The 24,138-nt window shown below is 68.3% G+C and carries 21 protein-coding genes and 1 pseudogene; 8 read left to right on the forward strand and 14 right to left on the reverse strand.

The annotated features are described in order from the left end of the window. Nucleotides 1-154 precede the first annotated feature (154 nt). Nucleotides 155-331 carry a hypothetical protein gene (locus tag OG455_RS21255; protein ID WP_266301101.1) on the reverse strand — a complete coding sequence of 59 codons (177 nt, stop codon included), beginning with the start codon at nt 329-331 and terminating at the stop codon, nt 155-157. 68 nt (nt 332-399) lie between these two features. On the opposite strand from OG455_RS21255, the gene OG455_RS21260 reads away from it, so the two are divergent. Then, the gene (locus OG455_RS21260; protein WP_266296011.1) at nt 400-2,016 is read left to right on the forward strand and encodes an ISL3 family transposase; all 1,617 of its coding nucleotides are present in this window, start codon (nt 400-402) and stop codon (nt 2,014-2,016) included. 381 nt (nt 2,017-2,397) lie between these two features. Continuing rightward, nucleotides 2,398-2,601 (forward strand): annotated as a pseudogene (locus OG455_RS21265) (site-specific integrase); the annotation flags it as partial. A 155-nt stretch (nt 2,602-2,756) separates the two neighbouring features. On the opposite strand, the gene OG455_RS21270 reads toward OG455_RS21265, so the two are convergent. After that, nucleotides 2,757-4,058 carry a GNAT family N-acetyltransferase gene (locus tag OG455_RS21270; protein WP_266296012.1) on the reverse strand — a complete coding sequence of 434 codons (1,302 nt, stop codon included), beginning with the start codon at nt 4,056-4,058 and terminating at the stop codon, nt 2,757-2,759. After that, nucleotides 4,055-4,855 carry an HNH endonuclease gene (locus OG455_RS21275; RefSeq protein WP_266296013.1) on the reverse strand — a complete coding sequence of 267 codons (801 nt, stop codon included), beginning with the start codon at nt 4,853-4,855 and terminating at the stop codon, nt 4,055-4,057. The genes OG455_RS21270 and OG455_RS21275 overlap by 4 nt, the downstream gene beginning before the upstream one ends. 837 nt (nt 4,856-5,692) lie before the next feature. On the opposite strand from OG455_RS21275, the gene OG455_RS21280 reads away from it, so the two are divergent. The 3 genes from OG455_RS21280 (at nt 5,693) to OG455_RS21290 (ending at nt 9,572) form a co-directional block, all read left to right on the forward strand. Beyond that, nucleotides 5,693-5,866 (forward strand): hypothetical protein, encoded by a 174-nt coding sequence (locus tag OG455_RS21280; protein ID WP_266296014.1) that lies wholly within the window; start codon nt 5,693-5,695, stop codon nt 5,864-5,866. A 159-nt stretch (nt 5,867-6,025) separates the two neighbouring features. Further along, nucleotides 6,026-7,330, forward strand: coding sequence for a hypothetical protein (locus tag OG455_RS21285; protein WP_266296015.1), 1,305 nt, complete (start codon nt 6,026-6,028; stop codon nt 7,328-7,330). A gap of 670 nt (nt 7,331-8,000) precedes the next feature. Further along, entirely contained in the window at nt 8,001-9,572 is a 1,572-nt protein-coding gene (locus OG455_RS21290) for a hypothetical protein (protein ID WP_266296016.1), read from the forward strand. Nucleotides 9,573-9,661: 89 nt separating this feature from the next. Here OG455_RS21290 and OG455_RS21295 read toward each other — a convergent pair whose 3' ends face one another. Then, nucleotides 9,662-10,231: a peptide deformylase gene (locus OG455_RS21295; RefSeq protein ID WP_266296017.1), complete on the reverse strand. Its 570-nt coding sequence runs from the start codon at nt 10,229-10,231 to the stop codon at nt 9,662-9,664. 342 nt (nt 10,232-10,573) lie between these two features. Between OG455_RS21295 and OG455_RS21300 the strand changes: the two genes are divergently transcribed. Next, nucleotides 10,574-11,791, forward strand: a complete 1,218-nt coding sequence (locus OG455_RS21300; RefSeq protein WP_266300894.1) for an IS110 family transposase — start codon at nt 10,574-10,576, stop codon at nt 11,789-11,791. Nucleotides 11,792-11,887: 96 nt separating this feature from the next. On the opposite strand, the gene OG455_RS21305 is transcribed toward OG455_RS21300, so the two are convergent. Then, complete coding sequence (locus OG455_RS21305) at nt 11,888-12,304, reverse strand: hypothetical protein (RefSeq protein ID WP_266296018.1); 417 nt, start codon at nt 12,302-12,304, stop codon at nt 11,888-11,890. 335 nt (nt 12,305-12,639) lie between these two features. Between OG455_RS21305 and OG455_RS21310 the strand changes: the two genes are divergently transcribed. Beyond that, on the forward strand, nt 12,640-12,762 hold the full coding sequence (locus tag OG455_RS21310; protein ID WP_266296019.1) for a hypothetical protein: 123 nt from the start codon (nt 12,640-12,642) through the stop codon (nt 12,760-12,762). Then, nucleotides 12,749-14,200 (forward strand): hypothetical protein, encoded by a 1,452-nt coding sequence (locus OG455_RS21315; RefSeq protein ID WP_266296020.1) that lies wholly within the window; start codon nt 12,749-12,751, stop codon nt 14,198-14,200. The genes OG455_RS21310 and OG455_RS21315 overlap by 14 nt, the downstream gene beginning before the upstream one ends. A gap of 273 nt (nt 14,201-14,473) precedes the next feature. Here OG455_RS21315 and OG455_RS21320 read toward each other — a convergent pair whose 3' ends face one another. The 9 genes from OG455_RS21320 to OG455_RS21360 all read right to left on the reverse strand — a co-directional run bounded on the left by OG455_RS21320 (nt 14,474) and on the right by OG455_RS21360 (nt 24,042). Then, complete coding sequence (locus tag OG455_RS21320; RefSeq protein WP_266296021.1) at nt 14,474-15,508, reverse strand: UDP-N-acetylmuramate dehydrogenase; 1,035 nt, start codon at nt 15,506-15,508, stop codon at nt 14,474-14,476. 11 nt (nt 15,509-15,519) lie between these two features. Then, entirely contained in the window at nt 15,520-16,563 is a 1,044-nt protein-coding gene (locus OG455_RS21325) for a serine hydrolase (RefSeq protein WP_266296022.1), read from the reverse strand. Nucleotides 16,564-16,565: 2 nt separating this feature from the next. Continuing rightward, nucleotides 16,566-17,867, reverse strand: a complete 1,302-nt coding sequence (locus OG455_RS21330) for a UDP-N-acetylglucosamine 1-carboxyvinyltransferase (RefSeq protein WP_266296023.1) — start codon at nt 17,865-17,867, stop codon at nt 16,566-16,568. A 2-nt stretch (nt 17,868-17,869) separates the two neighbouring features. Continuing rightward, nucleotides 17,870-18,610, reverse strand: a complete 741-nt coding sequence (locus OG455_RS21335) for a hypothetical protein (RefSeq protein WP_266296024.1) — start codon at nt 18,608-18,610, stop codon at nt 17,870-17,872. Nucleotides 18,611-18,667: 57 nt separating this feature from the next. Continuing rightward, nucleotides 18,668-18,871, reverse strand: coding sequence for a hypothetical protein (locus tag OG455_RS21340; protein ID WP_266296025.1), 204 nt, complete (start codon nt 18,869-18,871; stop codon nt 18,668-18,670). A gap of 104 nt (nt 18,872-18,975) precedes the next feature. Then, entirely contained in the window at nt 18,976-20,307 is a 1,332-nt protein-coding gene (locus OG455_RS21345) for a helix-turn-helix domain-containing protein (RefSeq protein WP_266296026.1), read from the reverse strand. Between the two features lie 119 nt (nt 20,308-20,426). Then, a complete protein-coding gene (locus OG455_RS21350; RefSeq protein ID WP_266296027.1) occupies nt 20,427-22,157 on the reverse strand; it encodes a relaxase/mobilization nuclease domain-containing protein in 1,731 nt (576 codons plus the stop codon). Beyond that, on the reverse strand, nt 22,147-23,019 hold the full coding sequence (locus OG455_RS21355) for a hypothetical protein (RefSeq protein ID WP_266296028.1): 873 nt from the start codon (nt 23,017-23,019) through the stop codon (nt 22,147-22,149). Before OG455_RS21355 ends, OG455_RS21350 begins: the two co-directional genes overlap by 11 nt. A gap of 246 nt (nt 23,020-23,265) precedes the next feature. Further along, nucleotides 23,266-24,042, reverse strand: coding sequence for a DUF2637 domain-containing protein (locus tag OG455_RS21360; RefSeq protein ID WP_266300895.1), 777 nt, complete (start codon nt 24,040-24,042; stop codon nt 23,266-23,268). Nucleotides 24,043-24,138: the final 96 nt, after the last annotated feature.

A 24,138-nucleotide genomic window follows, 5' to 3' on the forward strand; every position in this document is an offset into this window, starting at 1 on the left:
ATTCATCATTCTGTCACGCTCCTGGTCGCCGGTTTCCTTCTTTTGCCAGCCCGGGTCGACACCCGGGTGTCGGCAACGGCTGAAATCGGGGTCTGGATCACTTTCCGTGCTGATATGACTGATCGTCACTGACCGTGCTGGGGTCGGGTGCCGGTCACGGGGCGAGGAGCACGCGCTTGCGCAGGAGGTCCAGGCCCGCGCGGCCGAACATCTGCCGCTTCAGCATCTTGATCCGGTTCACCTGCCCCTCCACCGCCCCCGAGCTGAACGGCAGACTCAACCCCGCCACCACCGCACCCAGATCAGACCCGATCCCGTTCACGAACGACACCAACGACTTGTGGTCACTTTCGATGCTCCCGGGCTGGGGTCGCGCCACATGCGTGATGATCAACAGTCGTGAGCGACGTGGATGTTGAGGAAGTCCTGTTCCCAGACCTGGGCGACCTAGAGATAGCGAACATCGAGATCGGCGGCGACAGCGTGACCGTCACGGCCTGCGCGTGTGCGCCCGAGGCGCTCTGCCCTGCCTGCGGCGCCGGATCACGTCGGGTCCACAGCCGCTACGAGCGCCGGCTGGCGGACTCGGCGGTCGGTGGCCGGCGAGTGGTCGTGAAGCTGCAGGTCCGGCGCTTCCGCTGCCCCGCGACGTCGTGCGCCCGGTCGACGTTCGTCGAGCAGGTCGCCGGGCTCACTTTCCGCCACGGGCGGCGGAGCTTGCGGCTGCACACCGTCCTGCAGTCAGTGGCGCTGATGCTGGCCGGACGAGCCGGCGCCCGGCTGTCCAGCGTCCTCAGCTCGAAGGTCAGTCGCTCGACGCTGCTGAGGCTGATCCGCGCGATGCCCGATCCACCGACAACGGCACCACGAGTGCTCGGAGTTGATGACTTCGCCCTGCGCAAGGGTCACGTCTACGGCACCGTGCTGATCAATATCGAGACCCGCCGTCCCGTCGACCTGCTGCCCGACCGCGAGGCAGCCACCCTTGCCCGCTGGCTGACCGAGCACCCCGGCGTCGAGGTCATCTGCCGCGACCGCGCCATCGCCTACGCCGAAGGCGCCCGCCTCGGCGCACCCAACGCGGTCCAAGTCGCGGACCGCTGGCACCTGTTCCACAATCTCACCGAAGCCGTGGAACGCTGCGTCACCCGGCACTCCACCCAGCTGCGCGAACCCGCCCACGTTCCCACCCCCGAGGAATCCGCGGCGGCCCTCGCCGAACTGGAGAAGGTCACCACGACGGCGAAGGCGGCCAGGGGCGCCCACCGATACGCGGACCGCACCAGCGAGCGACACCAGGCCGTACACGACCTGCTCGCCCAGGGCCTGTCCCGGCGGGAGATCAGCCGCCGACTGGGCCTGGCCCGCGGCACAGTGCGCAGGTTCGCCCGCGCCACCGCCCCCGAGGAACTTGTGGTCGGCAAGTGGCAGGGCCGCACGAGCGTCCTGGACGACTACAAGCCCTACCTCCATCAGCGGTGGCAGGAAGGCTGCACCACCGCGAAGACGCTCTTCGACGAGATCAAAGCCGTCGGCTACACCGGCGGCCTCACCGTCCTGCGCGACTACCTGCGGCCCCTACGGTCCGGCGCCCAGCCGCAGGATCGCTCCACCCGGCCGCCCTCGGTCCGCGACGTGACCTCCTGGATCACCCGCCACCCCGACAGCCTCACCACGGACGAGACCCTCAAGCTCAAGGGCGTCCTCGCCCGGTGCCCGCAGCTCGCCACCACCGCCGACCACGTCCGCACCTTCGCCGAGATGATGACCGCCCGCACCGGCCACACTCAACTGGCAGGCTGGATCGACCAGGTGAAGGCCACCGGCCTGCCCGAGCTGGTGTCGTTCGTGAACGGGATCGGTTCTGATCTGGGTGCGGTGGTGGCGGGGTTGAGTCTGCCGTTCAGCTCGGGGGCGGTGGAGGGGCAGGTGAACCGGATCAAGATGCTGAAGCGGCAGATGTTCGGCCGCGCGGGCCTGGACCTCCTGCGCAAGCGCGTGCTCCTCGCCCCGTGACCGGCACCCGACCCCAGCACGGTCAGTGACGATCAGTCATATCAGCACGGAAAGTGATCCAGAACCCGATTTCAGCCGTTGCCGACACCCCGCCCAACCCGCAACGGGTACGCACCGCTTCCAGCCCAGATCCACCAGGTTCGAGCTGGCGTCGCATAAAGGGGATGTCAAACGCCGGTTCCTCGCGTACTCCTCTCCGTCCCGCTCGCCGAACCCGGACCATCTGGCAGTACTGGCCCGTCCCGGCTTTGTCAGGGCCGCTTACCGCCCTCACCGGCGCCACCCGGATCAGACTGCCCTCAGCTCCACCGTCCTGCTGCGACAGGATCAGCGGCGAAGGTCTCTCACCTCCACTCGAACCACAGCGCCTCACGGCGCACCCACGACGCCCGCCACACCGCTGCCACTGTCCTGCTGATCTTGGGTGTCCCCGATGCGGTCGTCGACGCGATCATGGGGTGGGAGCCCGGCAAGTCCGCTCGGATGCGCCGGCGGTACCAGCACCTGACGGGCCCGGTTCTCAGGGACACCGCCAACAAGATCGGTGACTTGCTCTGGTCCGGTGTCTCCGGAACGGCCGAATAGAGCCGAACGAAGGGAGCCGTGCCCTTGGCTGAGGTCCAGCCGAGGGCACGGCTCCGGCGCAGGCCCGTTTGGTGCTATCGCAGATCGCGCAGTGCTGTCGCAGCGCAGAGTCGCCGCTCACGGCGGAGCCTGTCGCCGGGATACCGCTTGCCGCGTTAGCTGATCCAGATGCCGCCGGGCGAGATCCGGCGTGCGAGGCGCAGGCCGGCGTCGCTGACCGGGGTCGACCACGACACATCGGTGATCTCGCACCCGGAGTCGTTTGCGAGGGTCTGTACGAGCGTCGCGCCAACGCCCTTTCGGCGATAGGAGTCCGCCACCCAGATCAGGTCGATGCACGGACGCAGGGTGTCGTCCTGATCGCCGTTCTCCGAATCATCGAGCAGGTCCCAGTGGTGGTGCCATCGGACGTCGTGGGTCGCCAGGTAGCCGATGACGTACCCGTTGGCCTGCAGCAGGTATGCGCGCACCCTGTCCGGGGTCTGCGCAGGCTCACCTAGGTGCGACCACGAGTTGGCGTCGTAGCCGTTCTCTCGCTGAGGCATCCGCCCCACCTGGTAGGTCAGCTTCCGCCAGGCAATCGGCGACTCGGTCGTCACCACGGCCAGGTCGCCCCACCAGTCCAAGTTCTTGGGTACCCGAACGCCGATCGCCCACGTCGCGTGGTGGGCAGCGTGTTCATTTCCGCCGTCCTCAGGAGCTCGCAGGGTCATTCCGCAGGGGCATTTGCTGTCACTCGGCGTTTGTACATGCTGGAACTGGACGGGGGCCGCGCGGTGGCTGAGGTTCTGTCCTCTGCCACCCACCCATGGCCGGTAAGGCGCATCCTCCGGCTCAACGTGTCCGGTCCATCGGTCCACCCAGCCGGGGTGCTGCTCGGGAAACAGCTCCCGCTTGTGCTTCTCGATGAACGGCAGTGTCGGGCGAACCCACACGCTGCCGGCGGTGGCCCGGCCATTGAGACGCACCCCGTGCCGCTTGGCCTTGCCGCGCAGGAAGCGCAGAAAAACGCCGGGTGGTGCGAAAAAGTTGACGCCGCGGACCAGCTCCCGTTCGCCAGGCGCAAGCCAGTCCTCGATGGGGAGCGCCAGCCGGTCAGCGAGAGCGTGAAGTCCGCTGAAGTCGCGGTTGAGCTCGGCACCGGACAGCGCCTGCACTGCCGATTCGACCTGGGCAAAGGGAACAGGCAGACCGACCCAGCTTGGTCCACTGCTACATGAGAGAGCGCCCAGATACCCGTCGTACCGGATGTGATCGAAGGACGTGCGCTGCGCGTGGGTGACGGCCTCCGTGTAGGCGGTCGGAAGATCTGGGGAGCTTCCCCGTCGGGTCAAGGCATCGACGTACCCATCGCGGTCGAGCTCGACCATGGCGTACCAACGGTGGGGCCGGACATTGATCCTTCGAGAGCTGGGGTCGTGTCGATCGGGGTCAAGGTAGATCGTTCGCTCAGTCATGCGCTCTGCTCCTCGCCAGGTACTCCCGTGCTCGGCTGCTCGCTTGAATATGGCCTGCCGCTCTCGTCCGTGATCGTGGCGTGCGAAGCTGGCCGGACCTCGACGCGGAGCATGGGCCAGGGCGTGCCCTCCTGGCCGGAACCATCGATCAAGAGCATGTGGCGTACGAAGGCGCCCACCAAGAAGTTGCGCTCGGCGAGCGTGCTCAGGTAGCTCTGCAACCCCTTCTCGGCGTCGCGGTTCTCGCGCACACTGTGCAGCTCAGCTGCAATGTCGCAGTAGTCCTGGACCAGGCCCAGGAACTCCAGGATGAGGTCTTCATCCTCCTCGGGGAGGCCGTCTGGCAGCGCGTACTCGAAGGTGACGCTGGACTTGATCATGTTCCACAGCGGGTTGCCGCGGGTGATCAGCTTCAGGATCCGAGGCTGCGGGAACTCTGGGTCGGGCACCAACTTCAGCCGCCCTGGCGTGGTCTCGCCGAGCGAGCGCATCCATGCGGCGTGCTTGGCCTTGATCTCGCGCAGTCGATCCACCGTGAAGTGGCCTGGCTGGTCATCGATTTGCTTGTGATGCTTGCTACACAGCAGGACCATGTTCGTATGGCTGTCGATGGATGCGTCGTCCACCAAGCCGGCTCTCGGTCCTCCCTTCGAGCGGGCGACTATGTGGGCCTCTTCGCCGAAGACCGAGGGGTCGTCGCAGTCAGTCCCGAGTGTCACCACCTGCGCCCGGCAGATCGCGCACCTGCCGCCCACTTCACACCAGATGATCTTGCGAGTCTTTTCGGACACGGCCATGGATTGCACCCTGCCAGAGGAGCGGTGCCCAGCGGGCGCGAATGCGATGGCTCGGTCAGAGAGGCCATCAGCCGGATGCGGTCGTGCACCCGCCCCATCCGGTGGATCCTGGCAACTGCAACCAAAACTGCAACCACGGAACGACGAAGGACCCGACCGCAGTGCGGTCGGGTCCTTCGTCTGCCCTGGCGGGCGGGTGCGGAGGATACGAGATTCGAACTCGTGAGGGGTTGCCCCCAACACGCTTTCCAATTCTCCCGAACGCTGTCCGCCGGGGTTCGCACCCGTTCTGAACTGCAGCGGAGCAAGGCCGAGGTCCCGATCTGAACCCTGTCGAACGGGCGTGAATGAGACCAGAACTGAGACCAGGGTGAGGGCGCCGTCGACTGGGCACCACGGCGCTTCGCGGGGCGCGGAGCGTCTGGAGAATCCTCGAAATACCAGCCCGCTAGGCGCGAGGTACCGGCGTCGGCCAGGGGCTCGGCGACGCCGGCTCGAAGAGCAAATTCGGGATCAAGGAAGCGCAAGATCGGCGGCTGTGCTCGGGCGCAGGTTTTGAAGGGGTGCCGGTGGATGTACTCGACCTTGATCGGCGAGTTGAAGGCTTCGGCCGCGGCGTTGTCGAATCACGAGCCCACGCCCCCACGGACCGCACCGCGCCCAGTCTGTCGCATAGGGAGTTGTACGCCGCTGACGGGTGCTCAGACTCCCCACCGGCTGGGGCGGCCATCCGCGTACCCCCTGGTGCCTTCCGGGAGAGGGGGCGAGCCAGGCGGCTCTTGGACAGCAGGTTCGGGCGTCTGGCGCGCCCCGGCGGCTGGGGTGTGACGGCAGCCGATGGTCGCGAAGATCGGAAGGATGGTCGGCACCGCCGTGGTGGTCACGATGCCGGCCACCCAGGGCTGGCCGAGTGCCGCGAGCATCACGACTGCTGCGAGCGTGAGGATCAAGGCCCAGAATCCGAAGGCCTGCCCCCGCTTGGTGATCGCCGCCCAATCGCTGGGCTCCTGATCCCTCGCATCTCCGTAAGAGGGGCAAAGCGTCTGGTGCTCGGTACACCTGTGAGTGTTCTCCATGCCCTCGTATACTGCCCAGATGGGACATTGGTCCGAGAGCCTCGTAGACGAGGTGGCCCGGCAGGTCGGGGGAAACCCTGACCGCAGTCGAATCGTGGAGATCCTCGGCCAGGTCGGTCGTGAGATAGACACGCTCTCGGGCCGCAGTTTCCACGCGGCGCGTCGAACGACGTCGACCTTCGAACCCAACGGCCTACTGTTCGTCGACGTCCCGGACCTGCGGATCGGCTCGATGGATCCGATGGATGGCCCGTGGGCGATCCCCGATCCGGTCAACCCAGAGATCGCGGCCGTCCTACAGGTGGCATCCCTGCCTCTTCCCGCCCCGACAGCAGCTCCCGTCGCCGATGCGCTTTGGATCGCTGGCCAGTTGCTCGCGGAGGCGTCACGAAAGGGGTGGCTTTCTAGAGACTTCGTCCTGCGTGGGCTTGGCATGGTAGACCCCGAGCCGCGCATGGAGATCATGCGCCGGGCAATGGACCCTGCTGTTCGCTTCAGCATCCCGATCCTCGGCGTTGCTGTCGGCGGCTGGTGGATCCAGATCTCCCGCCGCCTCATATGGGTGACGAGCGAGACCGAGGATGAAGGACGGCTCCTCGAACTGCTGCTGGACGAGGAGGTGACCGGCAGCGAACCAATCCCGCTCGTTGCCACCGAGCCCATGTTGATCATGGCTCCCACGACACGGCAGCCAGCCGAGTGGGCATTCGCCGCGCGCGTCTGGACCGAAGGGGTTCAGCAGTCCGCCAACCGGCCCTGGGCCAAGATTGCCAAGGCCATTCACGGCCACGGGATCCCGACCGTCACCCTCGACCCCGCCTCAACTCCCAGCGAGATCGCATGCCAGCTGATCCTGAAGGGGTACTGGCACGGCTACATCGGCAGTGACGAGCCCGCGCTGGCCAACGCGCTCGCCATTGCGTACCGGCAGCAGGTCGAGCGGATCAAGCGCGAGACCCGCGCTCCGAACCTGATGTCTGCAGCAGCGACCTTGCTCGAACAACTGGTCCGTCCCGGCTTCGACCCGGCTCAAGGCGCGGAGGCAGCCCGCCGCTACGTGCGCCGGAAAGCAAACATCGCGATCAAGGAGCATAGGAAGCGCGAGGCGCCGGACCGCTACCCATGGACTCAAGTCGGGATTAGCGAACGTCGTTACTACAAGCTCCTGCCCCAGTTCGCGCAGAAGGTCAACGGCCGATACGACATCGATCAGGCCGAGGTCGTGGCGCGCATGAAGGCACACCTGGACAGGGTGGACAACGCGCGGGAGGTTCGCGCCCTCGCCCTTGACCTACTGAGGTCACGCGGCTTCGGAGAGGCCGCCGCGCGCAAGTGGCTGCAACGACACCCCCCTGAAGACGCTGTGAACGCGCGGCCGCGTAGCCCACGCTCGCCGTAGCGGGCGCAACCACGGGACGACGAGGGTGAAGTTCCCCGGTGAGTAGTCGAGCCAACGGGCCGATGCTGCTGTCGGCAGGTGCGGCTACCGTGGCCGAATGCCGAAGAAGCGAAAGAAGAAGCCGGCGACGCGGGCTCAGCGGACAGGTGCGGTATACCCGTACGAACAGCGACCCCCGACGATCACCCTCGGGGGCCCGCGCGTGCCCTCGCGGGGTTGGGGATTCCAAGCGCTGATCGACGCCGCCCTGGAAGCCGGTCAGCCACTTCTGAAGTTTACAGCGCAAGCTCCGGACGGATATTCGTCTGATTTCTGTCCGCAGGTCGATTCTCCCCGTGCGCCGCTCCAAGCAGGGTGGTACCTCCGTTCTGACCTGGCAGTTCCGATCTACATCTGGGTGTTCTCCGAGAGTCAACTATCCGGCGATGCGGGGGGTTTGGATCTGCGTCGTAGAGGATTTGCATTTTGCGTGGCGCACTCGGTGTGTACGCATGGCAAGGCGGACACCGAGTACGCGAGCGCGGAAGTCATGGAGACTTGGACTCCCATTGTGGCGCCGGATCCGAGCATCGTGGACGCAAACCGTTACGGAGGTTGCGGGCCCGGCTATAGCACGCCCCCAGTAAAGCAGCTGCCTCCAGGAGGGCCTCGCAAGGTTGGCGTACTTGACGTGGACTATGCGCGGGTAGCGGGGCAGCGACTTCCTGAGCGCTGGGACATCGACGTCGTAGGATTCTTGGTGGTGGAGCGGCAGGAAGCTGCTGGCATTCCGGGGCGGGAGATCTGGCGGCAAGTTGCGTTTTACGCGTTTCGGGATCGGAACTTGTCAGACCTCAGTGCTGCGGCCGATGAAGTAGACCTGATCATCGGGCATAACCTCTTCGATGGAGACTATCGATGCCTGCGCGCCTATTCCGACCAGGTGGACGTCGGCCAGCTGGTTGCAAAGACGGTTGACACGCTGTATGCCGCCAGGCATGTAGTTACCGGAGGATTTCCTCGTGCGGCCAATCTTGGTCTCACCGACTTGGCTCGCTCCCAGAGGCTGCGCGATCGGGCGAAGAAGGAGTCCCGAACAGAGGCTCACCGTGGTATCCGGACGGTCAACGACGCGGAGAAGGGCTGGTTTTTCCAGCCTGTTTCTGACGACTGCGAACTGATGCTGGAGCTTTGGCTTGAACTAGTCACCAGCCAGCGTCTTCGCACTGTTCAGAGGTCGGGCGAATCGGTGGAGTATGTGCTTGGCGATGAGGATCTGCGGCTGATGCTGGAGCCGCAACTTACGCCAGCTGCCTTCACGACCCTACTGACGACGAGAGGGACGGTCTACAGGCAGGAGGGAATGGCTCGCAATGAGACTGTTGCCCGTATTCACCGCGAGATCGAGCAGCGGAGAGCAGATGGCGTTTCAGTAAATCGTCATCCGGTAGCTGCGCATCGGCAGCGCTGTATGGCGCCGGGAGACCTGAGGGAAAGGCAGTGCGATCAACTGGTCCCGGCCACAGAGACGTATTGCCGGGACCATCGGAGCAAGCGGCGCTGTCGAGGGAATCCGGCCCTAGATGAAAAGTGCACGACCGTCGTCCGCGGTGACCTGGCACATTGCGACTGGCATCGCATGACGGCACTTTATGTCCAGCCAGGGCAACGGATTATCGACGATTTCAGTCTCGCCCTCCCGCTCCCCGGGTGGGACAAGGGCAGCGATTGGGGATATGACACTGGCACCCGTTCATTCTTCGCGCGGCTTTACCGCAACGGAGAAAATATCTCGGACCCGCCGACCGTATGGCTAGTGGGAACTAATCCTGACCTGACGGATGTGGTTGCGCTCGCCGATGCTGTCCAAGTAGCAACTGTACAATCCCGGCGTGACGTCGTGGCAGCCCTAACAGTCCTGACAGCAGATCAGGAGACACTCCGAGAACGCGCGATGGCCACCCAGGATTGGGAGCCGGCGGAATGCGAAGGCCCTTGTCCGTGCGGCACCTCAGACTGCGGCCATGGCGAGCCCTGTCCGAATGACGAGTGCAGCGGTCACGATATCCACGTGATGCGAAACCCCCGCACCGACGTGGATGTGACGGCCTGGCAGGACCACTTTGACTGCTGTGAGGGTTGCGGTGCGAGCGCTTTTGACATCGCGCTACCAAATCGCCCATGGGGCGAGGTGCTCGATGACGGCACGGTAACCGTTTATGCCGGGGTATCGCACTACGAGTTCGGTGCCTGTTGTTGGTAGCACCCACAAATCGCCCTTGCGGGCGCTGCACCGGCGCGGGCTTTGGTGCGTCGGTGTTGACGACGGGCCCCAACGAGCTGTGCAGGTGCTCACTTGTCATAGGACCATGTCTGGCCGGTCTGCCGGTACTGCTCGACAGGGATGGGCTCGGCGCCGGCAGCCATGCGTGCGGTGTAGAGCAGGCCGTCGAGGTGATCGATCTCGTGGTGGATCAGGCGGGCGAGTCCGCGTTCGTAGGTGGTGGTGGCCACCTGGCCGTCCAGGGTGGTGGTCCCCACGGTGATCCGCAGTGGCCGGGGGACCAAGCCGCGAACGTCGAAGAACGACAGGCAGCCCTCGAACTGCTCGTCCGTCTCGTCGGACCGGTCGGTGATCCGCGGGTTCAGAAGGACGATCGCCGGAGCGTCCGGGCAAGCGGGCTGGACAATGGCGGCGGCCCGGCCGATCCCGATCTGCGGTGCCGCGATGCCCATGCCCTTGGCAAAGGGGTGGACCTGGCCGATGCGCTCCATCGCGGTGAACAGCTTCTCGATGACCTGCTCGGCGGCCCCGCGCTCGGTGGGCAGATCGAACGCTCGGGCGGGCTCGGCGAGTACGGGCTCGCCCTCCTGGACGACGCCGAGGCCACGCATCTGCTCGCTGGGCCGCACCTGGATCACCTGAACTCCCCTTGGGACGTATCGCGTTCGGGTCGGGCCCGGAACCGCCATTCCAGACGGTACCGGGCGTGGAGGGCCGGCGCGGACGTGCTCCAGGAGAAGACGCGCATCCCATCCATACCTTTCTTCGTGGGTTAGTTCGGGTCATTCGTAAGATCGGGACACCCAGGGGCGTCCGGTATGGCTTCCATCGCATTGCCGCTGTCGTGGCTGAGGAGGATTGGCCGCCGGCGCCCCGCGACGACTCGACCGCTGATTGGGATGCGCGAACTGAATCGCTCGTATGGACGCGTCGGCGAGGTCGTCTGCTGGGAGCAATGGCAAGCACGACGGAGGGAGGATCTGGTGCCCGAACTGTGGGCCGGGACGGATGCGGGCAAGGCCGAGCACCACTGCACGGTGATCGACACGGACGGGACCAAGCTCCTCTCCCGCCGGGTGCCGAACAACGAGCCCGAACTGCTGGAACTGCTCGGCGACGTCCTGGAGTTGGCCGACGGTGGCCCGGTCACCTGGGCGGTCGACCTGAACTCCGGTGGGGCCGCGCTGTGGATCGCGCTCCTGGTCAGCCACGGGCAGAAGCTGCTGTACATCCCGGGCCGGACCGTGCACCACGCCTCGGCCGCATACCGGGGCAGCGGGAAGACAGACGCGAAGGACGCGTTCGTCATCGCTGACACCGCCCGGATGCGGCGCGACTTGCAGCCGCTGGCCGAGACCAGCGAGATCGCGGTGGACCTGCGGATCATGACGGCCCGCCGCATGGACCTGTCGGCCGACCGGACCCGCGCGATCAACCGGCTCCGCGCCCAGCTGCTGGAGTACTTCCCGGCTCTGGAGCGGGCCTTCGACTACAGCACCTCCAAGACCGCCCTCATCCTGCTGACCGGTTACCAGAGCCCTGCCGCGCTGCGGCGGATCGGCCGGGCACGCCTGACAACGTGGCTGAAGAGCCACGGCGTCCGCACTGTCACCACCGCCAAGAGCGCCGCCGACGCCGCGGTCACCGCCGCCGAGGCCCAGCACACCGTCGTCCCCGGGGAGAAGACCGCCGCCACGATGGTCCACACCCTGGCCAGGGAGGTCATGGCCCTCGACGAGGAGATCGACCAGCTCAACACCCACATTGAGGGCCGGTTTCGCGATCACCCCGACGCCGAGGTGATCACCAGCATGCCCGGCATCGGCGACACGCTCGGCGCCGAGTTCGTCGCCGCCACCGGAGGCGACATGGCCGCCTTCGGCAGCCCCGACCGGCTCGCCGGTGTCGCCGGCCTGGCCCCCGTTCCCCGCGACTCGGGCAAGGTCAGCGGCAACCTGCAACGCCCGCGCCGCTACAGCCGACGCCTGCTGCGGATGTTCTACCTCTCCGCCCAGGTCGCCGCCATCCACTGCCCCGAGTCCAGGCGCTTCTACCAGCGCAAACGCACCGAGGGAAAATCCCACAAGCAAGCCGTGCTCGCCCTGGCCCGGCGCCGCCTCAACGTGCTCTGGGCCCTCATACGCGACCACCGCACCTTCGAAGCAACCACCGGCCGGCTCACTACTCCCGCACCATGACGTAGTCACCCGGCGTCACCGCTCAGGCTTGACAACATCATTGGGAATCCTCCTTGCGCCGTATTGGGGCGGTCCGAAGCGGCGCCGCCTCGGCGGTCATGGACGTCTCGGTGCCCTACACCGCAGGATCGAGGTCGGTGGGGAAGGCGACTTCGACTTCCAGGTGCTCGGTGGGCAGGCGGACCGCGCATTGGAACCAGCGGCCCATTTCTCCTCGCCGACCGAGTAGGCGTACTCGATCCAGACCTCCTCGCCCGAGTAGAGCGGGAAGCGGCCGTGCTCGTTCTCGAAGAGCAGCCACACTTCCTTGAACGCGTCGCGGTCGTGCTTGGCCTGCCAGTTCATCGCCTCTCCGTGGCAGGTCGCTGTGGGCGCGAGTTCGTCCCAGTTCAGCGGGTGTTCGCGGTAGTGGGCGTTGGAGCGTTCGGGCTCGCCGGGGTATCGGTAGACGCTGATACGGATCAGGTAGCGGGTGATCGGCTCGCTGCCAGTGTTGCGCAGCAGCCGACGCATCGTCAGCCGGTACTGGGCGCCGTCGAAGCCCAGGCGGGCGCCGTCGTGTGCGACGACGATCGCCGACCCCGTCGCGTATGGTTGCTCGGGTCGGCGCGGGGCCGGTGGAGCCGCGGACGGCGTCGCGCGGGACTTGGCGGCCTCGAGGTCCAGCCAGCGCTTCCAGATGGCCTCGCCCGCATTGAGGATTTCCTCGGCTCGGCGGGCGAAGTCCTCTCCAACTCCAGCCAGCTGACCGCCGACTCTGGCTACACCTTCGCTGACATGCTGACCCCCGCCCCGGTCCGCCTCATGCGCGTCTTCGGCATCTGCAGCGCGACCGCCACGAGATATACGTGGCCGCCGCCCACCCGGACAAGAAGGTCGATCCGATCAAGGCGCGATCAACTGACAATCAGGTGAAATCCGGCGACACCGACACCATCCTGGACCTACCCTTCCGGCATGACAGAGAGTGAGTCGCTGCCAGCTGCCAGCGCTTCCGGAGAAGTCGTACGACGAGAGCCGCAAAACGCCCTTGACGGGCTCCGAGACTTCCAGGACCTGATCCTGGCCCGGCTCGACGACCTGGGGTTGCCGACCGAGGACGTCCTGGTTGCCCTCAATCACCGGCTTGCTCTGCTGGCGACCACTGAGCACGCCCTGGCCGGCCTGAACGACGAACAGCGGGCGCGGTCGGCTTACATAGCCAAGATGATCATGGCGGGCTCCGTTGGACTGTTCGATGCGGCGCTTAACTACCTCTGGGACGAGACGGTCATCGAGCTGCGGAAGCGCGTGATCGGCTACGACATCTCGTACTTCTACGCCGTCGCGGAGAAGAGCGAGAGCCGCCGCAAGGAGCTCAAGACAGCCGAGGACCTGGTCAAGCTCGACGACGCGAAGCTCCTCAGCGGGGCTCGGGAAATCGGGCTCATCAGCGACGTCGGCTATCACCAGGTCGACCACATCCGGTTCATGCGCAACTACGCCAGCGCGGCTCACCCCAACCAGGTCTCGCTGACGGGCCTCCAGCTCGCCGACTGGCTGGAGACGTGCATCCGTGAGGTGATCACGCTCCCGCACAACACCGTCGTTGCCGAGATCAAGAAGCTGCTGGTCAACGTCCAGGCTGACAGGCTGGACAGCAACTACCTGGCACAGACAGCGGTCTTCTTCAAGGGCCTCCCCGGGGAGCAGGCGGACACCCTGACCATCGGACTCTTCGGGGTCTACACCACCATCGGCGGTGAGCCGCACACCCTCGACAACATTCGCGACCTCTGGCCGAAGCTCTGGCCCTACGTCTCTGAGGACACCCGGTTCTGGGTTGGTACCCGCCTCGCGCGCTTCCTGGCCAACGCCGACCAGGCCCAGGCCGTCCTCGCCCGCCAACTCATCGACCTTGTCCAGGGCGGAAGTTACCTGCCCGACGAGATTAAGGTCGCGGAGATGGCCGAGGCGGTCGAAGACCTGCTGAACGTGCACCTCGCCCGGGACAACTTCTACAACGAGCCCCGCGTGGCGCGACGCCTCGCTGAACTCGTCGGAGAACACGGGGCGGTCCCGGACAGCCTCGCACGACAGTACGTCAAAACCCTGATCACGGTGTTCCTCACCAACGGCCACGGCGAGGCGTTCGCGGCTAACGAGATCTACCTGGACCTGATCAGCCGCTTTGACCCGGAGCAGGCATCGCTCGCCCTCCGAGCGTTCGCCGACGCCGAGATCTCAAGCCAGCTGCAGCGTCAACTGTCCCAGAAGAAGTGGGACGAGCTCCTGAACGTTATCGACGTCAAGATCACGGGACGGCCCGAGCGCGAGCTCCTGCAGGCGGTCCGCGACTTCCCGGGCACCCCGGACAAGCTCCGCCTCGACTCCGGTATCAAGCGTCACCTCGCCGCGCTGCCGAGCTGAGAACCAAGTAGTCCTCACGCAGAGCAGCCACGAACACCCGATGCAGGCTTCCGGTCAGAATAGACCTTCTGCGGCTGGTTCGTGGCTGTTCTGCTCCCGGATTCCGGGAACCCGTCGGTTTCTGTTGGCGGTGGCGCGGAAGCGCGCTATTCGGGGCGGAAACGGGCGTGCAGCGGCGGGTCACTGGTGCCTCGGGCGAAGTGTCGACGCCTGCCGTCGCCGTGGCTGCTGATGACGGTGAGGAGGGCACGGTGTCGGCGCTCACGGGACTCCTCATGCCCAGGCGCCGACCAACATCGGTTCGGGCCGGAGCTTGATCCCGGTTGCGATCTCGACCTGCGCTGAGAGTTCGGTGAGGGCTTGGGCGAAGCCCGTCGCGGTCGCTCCGTCGTGGGCGGTAAGGGTGAGGGCGCGGCGGTCCGAGCAACGGATGCCGTCAGCGATCTTGTTGCCGGGGCGGTAGCCGCTGTGTTCCAACAGCCACCCGGCGCTGGCCCGGAGCTGTCCATCGCTGTCGGTGTGAACTGGGCAGCCGGCGGCGGACCAGTGGTCGGCCTGGGTGACGGTGACGGGTGAGTTGAGGAAGACCGATCCGGCCTGGCGGGCGTCGGGGCCGTGGGGGTCGAGGAGCAGTCCGCGGCGGTGGCGGTTGGCGAGGACGGCGGCCGTGACCTCGGCGACGGGCGGGCGGGTGCCGACGGGGACGCTGAGTTCGTCGGCGAGCGGCTGGTAGGCGACCGGGGCGGCGGCTGAGCGGATGAGGTGGAAGGTGACGGTGAGGATCGTCCAGCGGCCGGGATTGTTCTTGAAGCGGCTGTCGCGGTGCCGCAGTCGGCATGCTTCGGCGGGCAGGGTCCGCATGCAGTTCATCTCCCAGTCCCACACCGTCAGGTGGTCCAGGGTGTCGGAGATCTGCTGACCGTAGGCGCCGGCGTTCTGGACCGGGGCGGCACCGGTGGTGCCGGGTATGCCGGCCAAGCACTCGATCCCGGCCAGCTGTTCGGCAGCGGCCCAGGCAGTGAGGTCGGTGAGCGGTTGGCCGGCCTGGACGGTGACGTCGACCGTGGTGTCGTCGACGCGGGTGGCGGTGATGCCCTCGGTGTTCATCACCACGACGGTGCCGGGGTGTCCGGCGTCGGAGGCGATGACGTTGCTGCCGTGGCCCAGCACCACGGGCGCCTGGTCGTCGCGCTGCCCGATGGCCCTGACGGCGTCGGCCCAGTCGGCGGGGGAGGAGATCGTCAGGGCGTGTTCGGCGGGGCCGCCGAGCCGCAGGGTGGTCAGGGACGCGAGCGTGGTGCTGGGCACGGCTGGGCCTCCTAGGTTTCGTCGGTGATCGCCTTGAGTGCGAGAGCCCGCAGCGGGGCCAAGCGGGTGCGGTTGTCCTGGTGGTGGTAGACGGCGTTGGTGCAGATGGCCAGGTAGCGGCCGGTGGCCGGGGCGAGGTAGAGGCTGGTTCCGGTGAAGCCGTGGTGGTAGGCGACCCGGCCCTCGTCGGCGAGGATCCAGGCCAGGCCACGGTCGAGGCCCGCCTCGATCTCGGCCTGTGGCTGCATGCTGTGGGCGAGCCAGCGGCCCAGGGGCCCGCCGGTGGCGTGCGAGGTCAGCAGGTGGGTGGCGAAGGTGGCGAGGTCGGCTGGGGTGGTGAACACCCCGGCGTGGCCGGCGACTCCGCCGAGCAGGGCGGCGTTGTCGTCGTGCGGCATCCCCCACAGCCGGGGCCCGCCGGTCAACCGCTGCTCGGTCGGAGCGACCTGAGCGGAGCGGGGTACCGGTCCGTAGGTCGTGCTGGTCATGTCGAGGTGCTGCCAGAGCTCGGCCGCCAGCTCGTCCAGGCGCTGGCAGCGGTAGTTGGCCAGGGCCAGGCCGAGGAGGATGAAGCCGCGGTTGATGTAGCGGTGTCCGGCTCCGGGGTCGGCGATCAGCGGCTCTCCACAGATCAGGTCGGCCAGCGGCTCGGTGCGGTGGCGGTACTGGTCGAGGCGGGTGTCGGCCCGCAGGCCGGAGGTGTGGGCCAGGACCTGGTGAACCGTCACCCGGCCTCCGGGTGCCTCGGTCGGGATGCCGGTCAGCAGTTCGCGGATCGGGGTGTCCAGCGTGAAGCCGTCCATGAGGGAGGTGCCGACCAGCGGCCAGGTGGCCAGGACCTTGGTCAGCGACGCCACGTCGTACACCGTGTCCGCCCCCGGCCGGGCGTCGCCGCACTCGGGGGCGACGACGCCGGAGGTCAGGTAGCCGGGCTCGGTGTCGAAGGTGCCGTGGGCGATGACTCCGCCGGGCACGGTGCCGTCAGCGGTCATCAGGTCCAGGCACTCGCGCAGGTCGGCGAGCGCGTTCGGCTTCCACGGCACGGTGTTGGTCACGGCTACTCCTGGTCGATCGTCAGGTCGGCACCGAGCGCGGCCAACTTCGGCAGCAGGCTGCCGTATCCGCGCCGCAGGTGATACATCCCTCGGATCGTAGAGGTGCCCTCGGCGGCCAAGGCGGCGATCACGAGAGCGGTCACCGCCCGGATGTCCTCCCCGGCCACGTCGGCGCCGGTGAGGGCGGACCAGCCCCGGACGGTGATCACCGAGCCGGTCGCGTTGACGGCGGCGCCGAACGCGGCCAGGGCCGGCAGGTGGGTGTCGCGCTGGGTGTAGATCCGCTCGTCGATGCGGGAGGTGCCCTCGGCCTGGGTGAGAAAAGCGGTCAGCTGGGGCTGCACATCGGTCGGGAAGCCGGGGTGCGGGCCGGTGGCCATCTGTACCGGCCGTGGCCCGGCCGGCGTGCTGACGGCCGTTCCGCTGTCCAGCGGGTCGAGCTGGATTCCGGCGTCGGCGAACACGGACACCAGCCCGTCCGGGAACGCGGCCGGCGGGAAGCCGTCCAGGTGGACGGTGCCGCCTGTGATGGCGGCGGCCAGCGCGATGGTGGCGGCCTCCAGCCGGTCCGGCGGCACGGTGAACACCCCGCCCCGGATGCGGTCGGTGCCGGTGACGTTCAGGGCCTTCCTGCCCCGCCACTCGATGCCGACGCCGGCCTGCGAGAGCAGGGCGGCGGTGTGGGTGACCTCGGGTTCCACGCTGGGGTTGAGGATCGCGGAGGTGCCCGGGGTCCGGGCGGCCAGCAGCATCGCGGTGACCGTCGCGCCCAGGCTCGGCCCCCACGAGCGGGTCTCGGCGTCGGTGATGAACGGCAGCCGTTTGCCGGTGAAGCGGGCCCGTACCCGGCCCCGGCTCACCTCGACCTCGGCCCCGGCGGCTTCCATCGTGGCCAGGTGCCGGTCGATGTAGCGGGCGCAGAAGGCGTCCCCGCCGGGGGTGGGGAAGGTGACCTTGCCGGCGCGGGCCAGCAGGGCGCCGCCCATCACTGCGGTGGTGCGGATGCGCCGTCCGAGGTCGTCGGGGATGACGGGGAAGTAGGAGTCGGCCGGGCGGGTGGCGAACTCGCTACCGGTCACGCTGGCGCGGGTGCCGGTGCGGTGCAGGATGTCGGCGACCACGAGGGTGTCCAGGATCTCGGGGGCGCCGATCAGGGTCAGTGGGTCGTCGGCCAGGATCGCGGCGGCGTAGAGGTGCAGGGCGATGTTCTTGCTGCCCTGCACGGTGGTGGTGCCGACCAGGCGGTTGCCGCCGGTGATCCGCACGGCCCGCTCGTCGGCGGTGGTGGCGTTGGTGGTGGTCATGGTCACCTTCCCTGGCTTCCGGCGGGGAAGAAGCCCCCGACCTGGGTCTTGGGGTAGAGCAGGGTATGCGCGCCGATCAGGGTGGCGGGCTGGAGCACGGTGCCGGCCGGGACGATCACGCCGTCGCCGATCACCGCGCCGAACTTCGTCTGGCCGGTGGCCACTCGGTGGCCGTCGAGGTAGGCGCAGACCTCTTCGGTGGCCGGCTCGGTGACCGGGCCGGAGGTGACGCGCAGGCCGGTGGTGGAGACGAAAGCGCCGATGTTGACGCCCAGGCCGAGCACGGAGTCGCCGACGAAGCTGGTGTGCTTCATGAAGATCCCACCCGTCAGCAGGGAGCGGGTGACCTCGGCACCGAAGCCGATCCGGCAGTCGGGGCCGATGACGGTGTTGTCGCGCACCCGGGCGCCGGCCTCGATGACGGCGCCGGGGCAGACCAGCACCGGGCCGGTGACGAACGCGCCCTCGGCGATGACTGCTCCGGGCGCCACGACCACGTGGCCGCGGACGGTGGCGCCGGGCTCGATGACCCCGGTTGGCTCCGGCAGCGGGATGTCCAGGTGACCGGCCATCAGGTCGGCGATGGCCTTCTTGAGGCCGAACACGGTCGGGCAGCAGTTCAGCAGGTGCAGCACGACCGGGTCGGTGACGTGCTCGGTGTCGAAGTAGTACGCGGGGGTGGTGCGGTAGTCGATGCGCTCCAACTCGGTATCGATGGTGGGCGCGTCGGTCAGCCGGTTCATGGGCTGCATCTCCTCTCGGGCGAGCGAGTGGAAGAAGGGGACGTGTGGCCTGCGGAGCTACGAGACGGGCAGGTCCGGGGCGGTGGCCGGGACCTGGGCACTGGCCTCGGCGGGGTGGCTGTGGACCATGAGGCCGAGCAGCGCGAGCACGGGCAGGTGCAGGGCCGCCCAGCAGGCGGTCAGGAAGGTGCCGAGCCGGTCGTCGTCCGGCGCTGCGTGGCGGGGGCCGACGGCGGGCATGGCGGTGCTGTGCGTGGGCATGTGAGGGCCTTCGGCAACAGGGGGCGGATGGGGAGATTCCCAGTGAACCGCCGTGCCGAAGGCCGGATCCGTAGCCGGGCTACGGGCCGTAATACGACTACGGGTCAGATGATCTGTACGCCCGCACGGGAGGCGAAGTCTCGGACTCCGGGCAGCTTGCGGTCGTGCCGCAGCAGGTTGGTGGCGAGGTCGCGCACGGCCCCCCGCCGGAGTTCCTGCGGGGCCGCCTCCTCGGCCGCGAGCAGGGCCCGGTAGCACTGCTCGGGCTTGCCCCACTGGTCGAACGCGCGGGCCACATCGATGAAGAAGCGGGCCTGCCGCTCGGCGGTCGGCAGTGAGGCGGGGTCGATGGTGGCGGCCAGCTCGATAGCCCTGCCCGCGTCGCCGAGTTCGTAGTGGACGGATAGCTCGTGCAGGGCGATGCCCTGGATCCCGTCCACCAGCCCGGAGGTCCGCCCGGCTGCGGCAGCGCTGTCGGCTGCCTCGCGGATCAGCGAGTGTGCGTAGGAGCGATCACCAGTCTTCGCGGCGGTGTAGGCAGCCGTGGCGTACAGGTCGCCGCGGGTTGCCAGACGGGCGGTCTCGGGCACCGTGTTGTCGGCGAGGAGTTCCTCGGCGGCGACCACCACGATGTCAGTTGCCCTGGCCAGACTGCCCTGACGACGCCACGAGCTGGAGACCATCCGCTGGGACTCGGCGACCACCAACGGGTCATCGCCCGCACGGGCGGAGGTCAACGCGCGGTCCGCGGTGATGGCCACCAGGTTGTTGTCGCCGGCCTTGATGCACAGCCGCACCGCGAGGTTGTAGAGCTGGGCGACATTGCGGGCTCGCTCCTCCGGCGTGCCGACCATCTGGGCGGCGGCGATCCGAACCGGCAGAGCCTCGGTGAGCGCGTCGTACTTCGCAGTCTTGAACTCCTGGCGCGACGTCAGTAGGGAAGCGGCTACGGACTCCTGGGTCGGCTCGCGCCGAGGCGCTGGAATCCGGCCCGGTCCGTAGAGCAGCAGATCTTCCAGCCCGGCCAAGGGCGAGGCTGTCTCGGCATTCGCGGCCTGCTGGCCGGCGACCGGAGCGAACAGGGCGGCAGCCGCCAGGGTCAGGAACGGGCGGCGTCGCACATCGTCCTCCTCGGCAGCGGAAGTGCTCGTCAGCGTAGCGGAGGCGGACTTGCGGGGGCGGGACCTCGGCCGATCCGCGGCTGGCTGCGGTAAGGCCATCAGCTCGCTGAGCTCGCAGCCCAGCACCGCCGTGAGGCGACGCAGCAGGGTCAGATCCTTTACCTGTTGCAGGTCGCGTTCCACCAGCGACATCCAGACCTCGCTGCGGTCGAGCTCGGCGGCGAGACGGAGCTGCGTCCACTCCATCTCGGCGCGGCGGAGTGCGATGAACTTGCCGAACGTGATGCCACTGCTCCCCACGCTGGCCCCCGGCATCGTGTTGAAACCATTACAGAGGGCTACCGTACCGATGATTGGGGGCGCGGTGTAGGGCTTTCGGGGCGACGCCGGCGTTCACCGCGCTGCCGTGGCCAGCGGCCGATTCGGCGAGGTGATCACCGTCGGCGGGTGGGGTCGTTGGCGGCTTTGGCGCCGGTCGGTACGGCGGGTCCGGTGAGCGTGGGGTTCGCGGTGGTGCTGGTGGTGCGCGCGCGGGCGGCCTGGGCGCGCTGGTCGATGCGGTCGGCGGTGGCGTTGCGTAGACGCCAGAGGAGGACTTCGGCGGGGCGGTCGGCGGTGGTCAGCTCCCGTAGCTGGGCGGCCTCGGTGAGAGCGCGACGGGGTAGCTGGCCAGCGGATTCCGCCTGGGCGAGGGCGGTGGCCAGGGCGGGCCAGGATGGGTCGGCGAGGATGCGCTGGGCGTGGTCGGGGATGGCGGTCTGGACTTGGGCGGCGAGGCGGTCTGCGGTCTTGGGGGTGGGGGTACAGCGGGTGAGGTCGGCGATGACGGGCTCGGCGGTCTGCCGGTAGGCGGTTCGCAGGTGAACGAGGGCTTGTTGGGCGGCGTGGGCTTGTTGCTGGTGGCCTCGGGTCTGGTGCCAGTGTGCGATGGCGATCACGGTGAACATGGCGGTGGACAGCAGGGCGGCGGTGGTGCCGCCTTCGCCGGAGTCGGCGGCGTGCAGGACTTGCTTGGCGGCTGAGCGGAGGGCGACCGCCTGCTGGTGTTCGGCGCGGATGCGGGATCGGTTGGCGTGGTTGAACGCGCTTGCGGCGGCTCGCAGTTCGGCGCGGGCGTGGTCGGGTGCGGAGAGGGCCGCAGTGTGGAGGAGTTCACCGAAGGCGGCGGCCTGGGCTTGGATGACGGCGTCGGACTCGGCGGGGTGGTGCTGGCCCTGGTAGGTGAGGAGGAGGGTTGACCGCAGGGTGGTCTCGGCCTGTCGCCAGCGGTCCGGTTCGACTGTGCCCCGTGCGGGCGTGGTGGGCTGCTGGGCAGCGAGCCGTTCGCGCAGGCGGTTGATGGACAGGTCGGGGGCGAGTGTGGAGCCGCCGAAGTAGACGGGCTCGCCGGCGGCGTTGACGTCGCCGGGGCGGGCGAGGCTGTAGCCGAGGACGTCGCCAGTCTCGGGTCCGATGCGGTAGCGGATCTGGATGCCGAGGGCGGTGAGGGTGGAGAAGTACTCCTGCTCGTCGCGGCTGGCTGCGGTGACGGTCTGGGCCTGTTCCTGCAGCCACTCCTTCGCGGTCTGCTGGTGGCCAGCGCGCTGGGCCTTGGCCTGCTCGGCGCTGGTGGGCATCGGGGCTGCGGTGCCGTCACCCGAGTTGAGCTGGCGCAGGCCGAGTTCCTTCTCGATCTTGCGGCACTCGGCCTGGGCGCGTTGGCCGTCGCGCTTGTTGCGGGGCCGGCGGCCGTCCTCGCGGACGCTGGTGGCCATGATGTGGATGTGGTCGTCGGCGTGACGTACGGCGATCCATCGGCAGCCCTTGTCGTCGCCATCGGGCGCGATGCCAGTGGCGTGGACGATGCGGCGGGCGACCTCGGCCCACTCGGCGTCGGTGAGGTAGCGGTCGCCGTGCGCGGTACGGACGGGACAGTGCCACACGTGCTGCGGGACCTTCGCGCCGAGGCGTTGCTCGCGGGCGCGTACGGGCTGGTCGAGGTAGTCGGCCAGTTCGGTCAGCAGGTCCTGGTGTTGGTCGAGGGGGGAGCGGCCCGGGTCGGGCAGGCCGGGCATGGCGAACGCGGCGACGATGTGGGGGTCGGTGTGCTCGTCGCGCCGGCCGGGGCCGAAGAGGTAGGAGAGCAGACCGCGGGTGCGCGAGCCGGTGGAGACGTCAGGCACCATGGCGGCCTCCCGGCAGGATGCGCTGGTAGGCGAGGCGGGCCTCGGCCGCGCAGGCGTGGAGGGCATCCAGGACCTGCATGGCGCGCTCGGGGAGCTCGCCCCGGTAGATCTCAACCATGAGCTGGTTGAGGTTGTTGCCGGCGCGGTCGATCGCCCGCTGGTGGGTGCCGAGGTCCTTGGTGAGCCGGTCGACGGCCTTGCGGTCGGGCAGGGGGACGAAGCCGTCGGGGCGGCCGGTCTTCACGACCTCCAGGGCGACGCTCATGCCGGAGTTCGCCAGGAACGCGGAGCGCGAGAGTTCGAGCTTGGCGGCGGCGAGGTCGATCATGACTTTCTCGGTCGGTTCCACCGAGCAGGTGAGCTGGTCGTCGCGCTTGGTTCCGGAACGCGGCTGGTACATCCGCTTGGCAATCGCAGCGATGCGCTCGTCCTCCGGAAGCGGCGGCCGGTCGAGTACCGGAACGCGCTCGTGGAGGAACTCGGCGGCGGTCGCGGTCGGCATTTCACGCACGACGCGCTCGGCGTCGCTGCGCTGCGGCGGCTCGGCATCGTGCTCGGGAAGCTCGTCCTGGACGTGGCCGCCCCCGGTCACGACCTCCTGGTCCGGCGCGCCCTCGCGCTGGTCCTGCCCCGCGACCCCTGGGGCGGGGTCAAGCGCAAAGTCCGCGGCGCCAACGGCGTTGTGGACTTTGCCCCAGCTTGCTCCGTCGTCGTCGTGACCGTGGCTGGTCCAGGGCAGCGCGTGCTTGACGCGGGCGAGTATGCCGCCACGGCCGGGCTTGTCGCTACCGGCTCCGCGTCGCTGGGCGTCCTGCTCGGGCGAGTCGGAAGCAGGGTCGAGGTGGTGCTGCTGGTCGGGCACGGGGATCTTCCGGTTCTCCTGGCGGGGCGAGTGGTTGTCGGTTGGCGGGGTGTTCGCCGGATGTGGGGTGATGGTCCGGCGGAAGCTGGGTTTGGCGCTGCCGGAATTCCGGTGTAGACGGCACCGGTTCAGGACTTCCGGGACCTTCGGATGGGCGGGGGAGTTCCGGTGAACGTTGGTCAGCGCCGGTGAGAGGCCGCTCGCCCGGTCCCGAAGCGGCTGGTGTTCGGGCGAGCGGCGGGGGTGTCAGGCCGCCGAGACACTGGCTTGCACGTCGGCCTGCCGGGTGGCCTGTTCGTCCTTGAAGCGCTGGGTCAGCTTGCCGAGGCGGTCGCTGGCGATCGGTATGCCGGCCTCGCGCAGGGCCGTCTTGATCACGGCCTGGGTGGGGCCGTGCTTCTCGACGGCGGGGCGGACGGTCTCGACCAGCTCGTCCATGGAGGCGGCGGGCTTGCGGCCGGTGCGCTTGGTGCCGACCACCGGTTCCCGGCTGTCGGGCCGGACGTCGTCGTCGGGCTCGGGCACCAGTTCGTCGGCGGGCTGGTCGTCCTGCTTCGCGTCCGTCACCGGTGCGGGCTCGGTTGCCGGTGCAGGCTCGGCGTTTTCGCGGAGCGGGAGTTCGCGCTCGGCGGGCTTCGGTTCGGTGGTGGTCGCGGTTGCGGCGGTGCTGTGGGCGAGGAGGGTGCCGCCGAAGAAGGCGAGGGCGGGCCATCCGGCGACCAGGATCCGTAGCCAGGCCGGGACGTGGGCGAGGTCGAGCAGTCCGGCGGTGGCGACATTCGCGCCGAGGGACGCGACCAGGGCGATGGCGAACCAGGTCCAGGCGGTGCCGACCGGGCGTCCGCTGGTGCGCAGGGTCCGCATGCGGTGCCAGGCTGCGACGAGCAGCAGGTCCACCGAAACGGGGTAAGCCCAGGCTTTCCAGCCGTGCTGCCCGGCGGCTTCGGCGATGTCGTGGAGGTGGGCGAAGGACAGGGCGCCCGCGATGGCGGCCTGTACGAGGACGGCGTCCGGGCGGGGCATACGGCGTGTGTTGGTGGCGGTCATGCGGAAGGTGGTCCTCGCGGGTCGAGTGGTGGCGGGGAGCGCGATTGCCGGAGGCGTTTACGCGAACCCCCT

This window comes from Kitasatospora sp. NBC_01287 (genome assembly GCF_026340565.1).
Taxonomy (GTDB): domain Bacteria; phylum Actinomycetota; class Actinomycetes; order Streptomycetales; family Streptomycetaceae; genus Kitasatospora.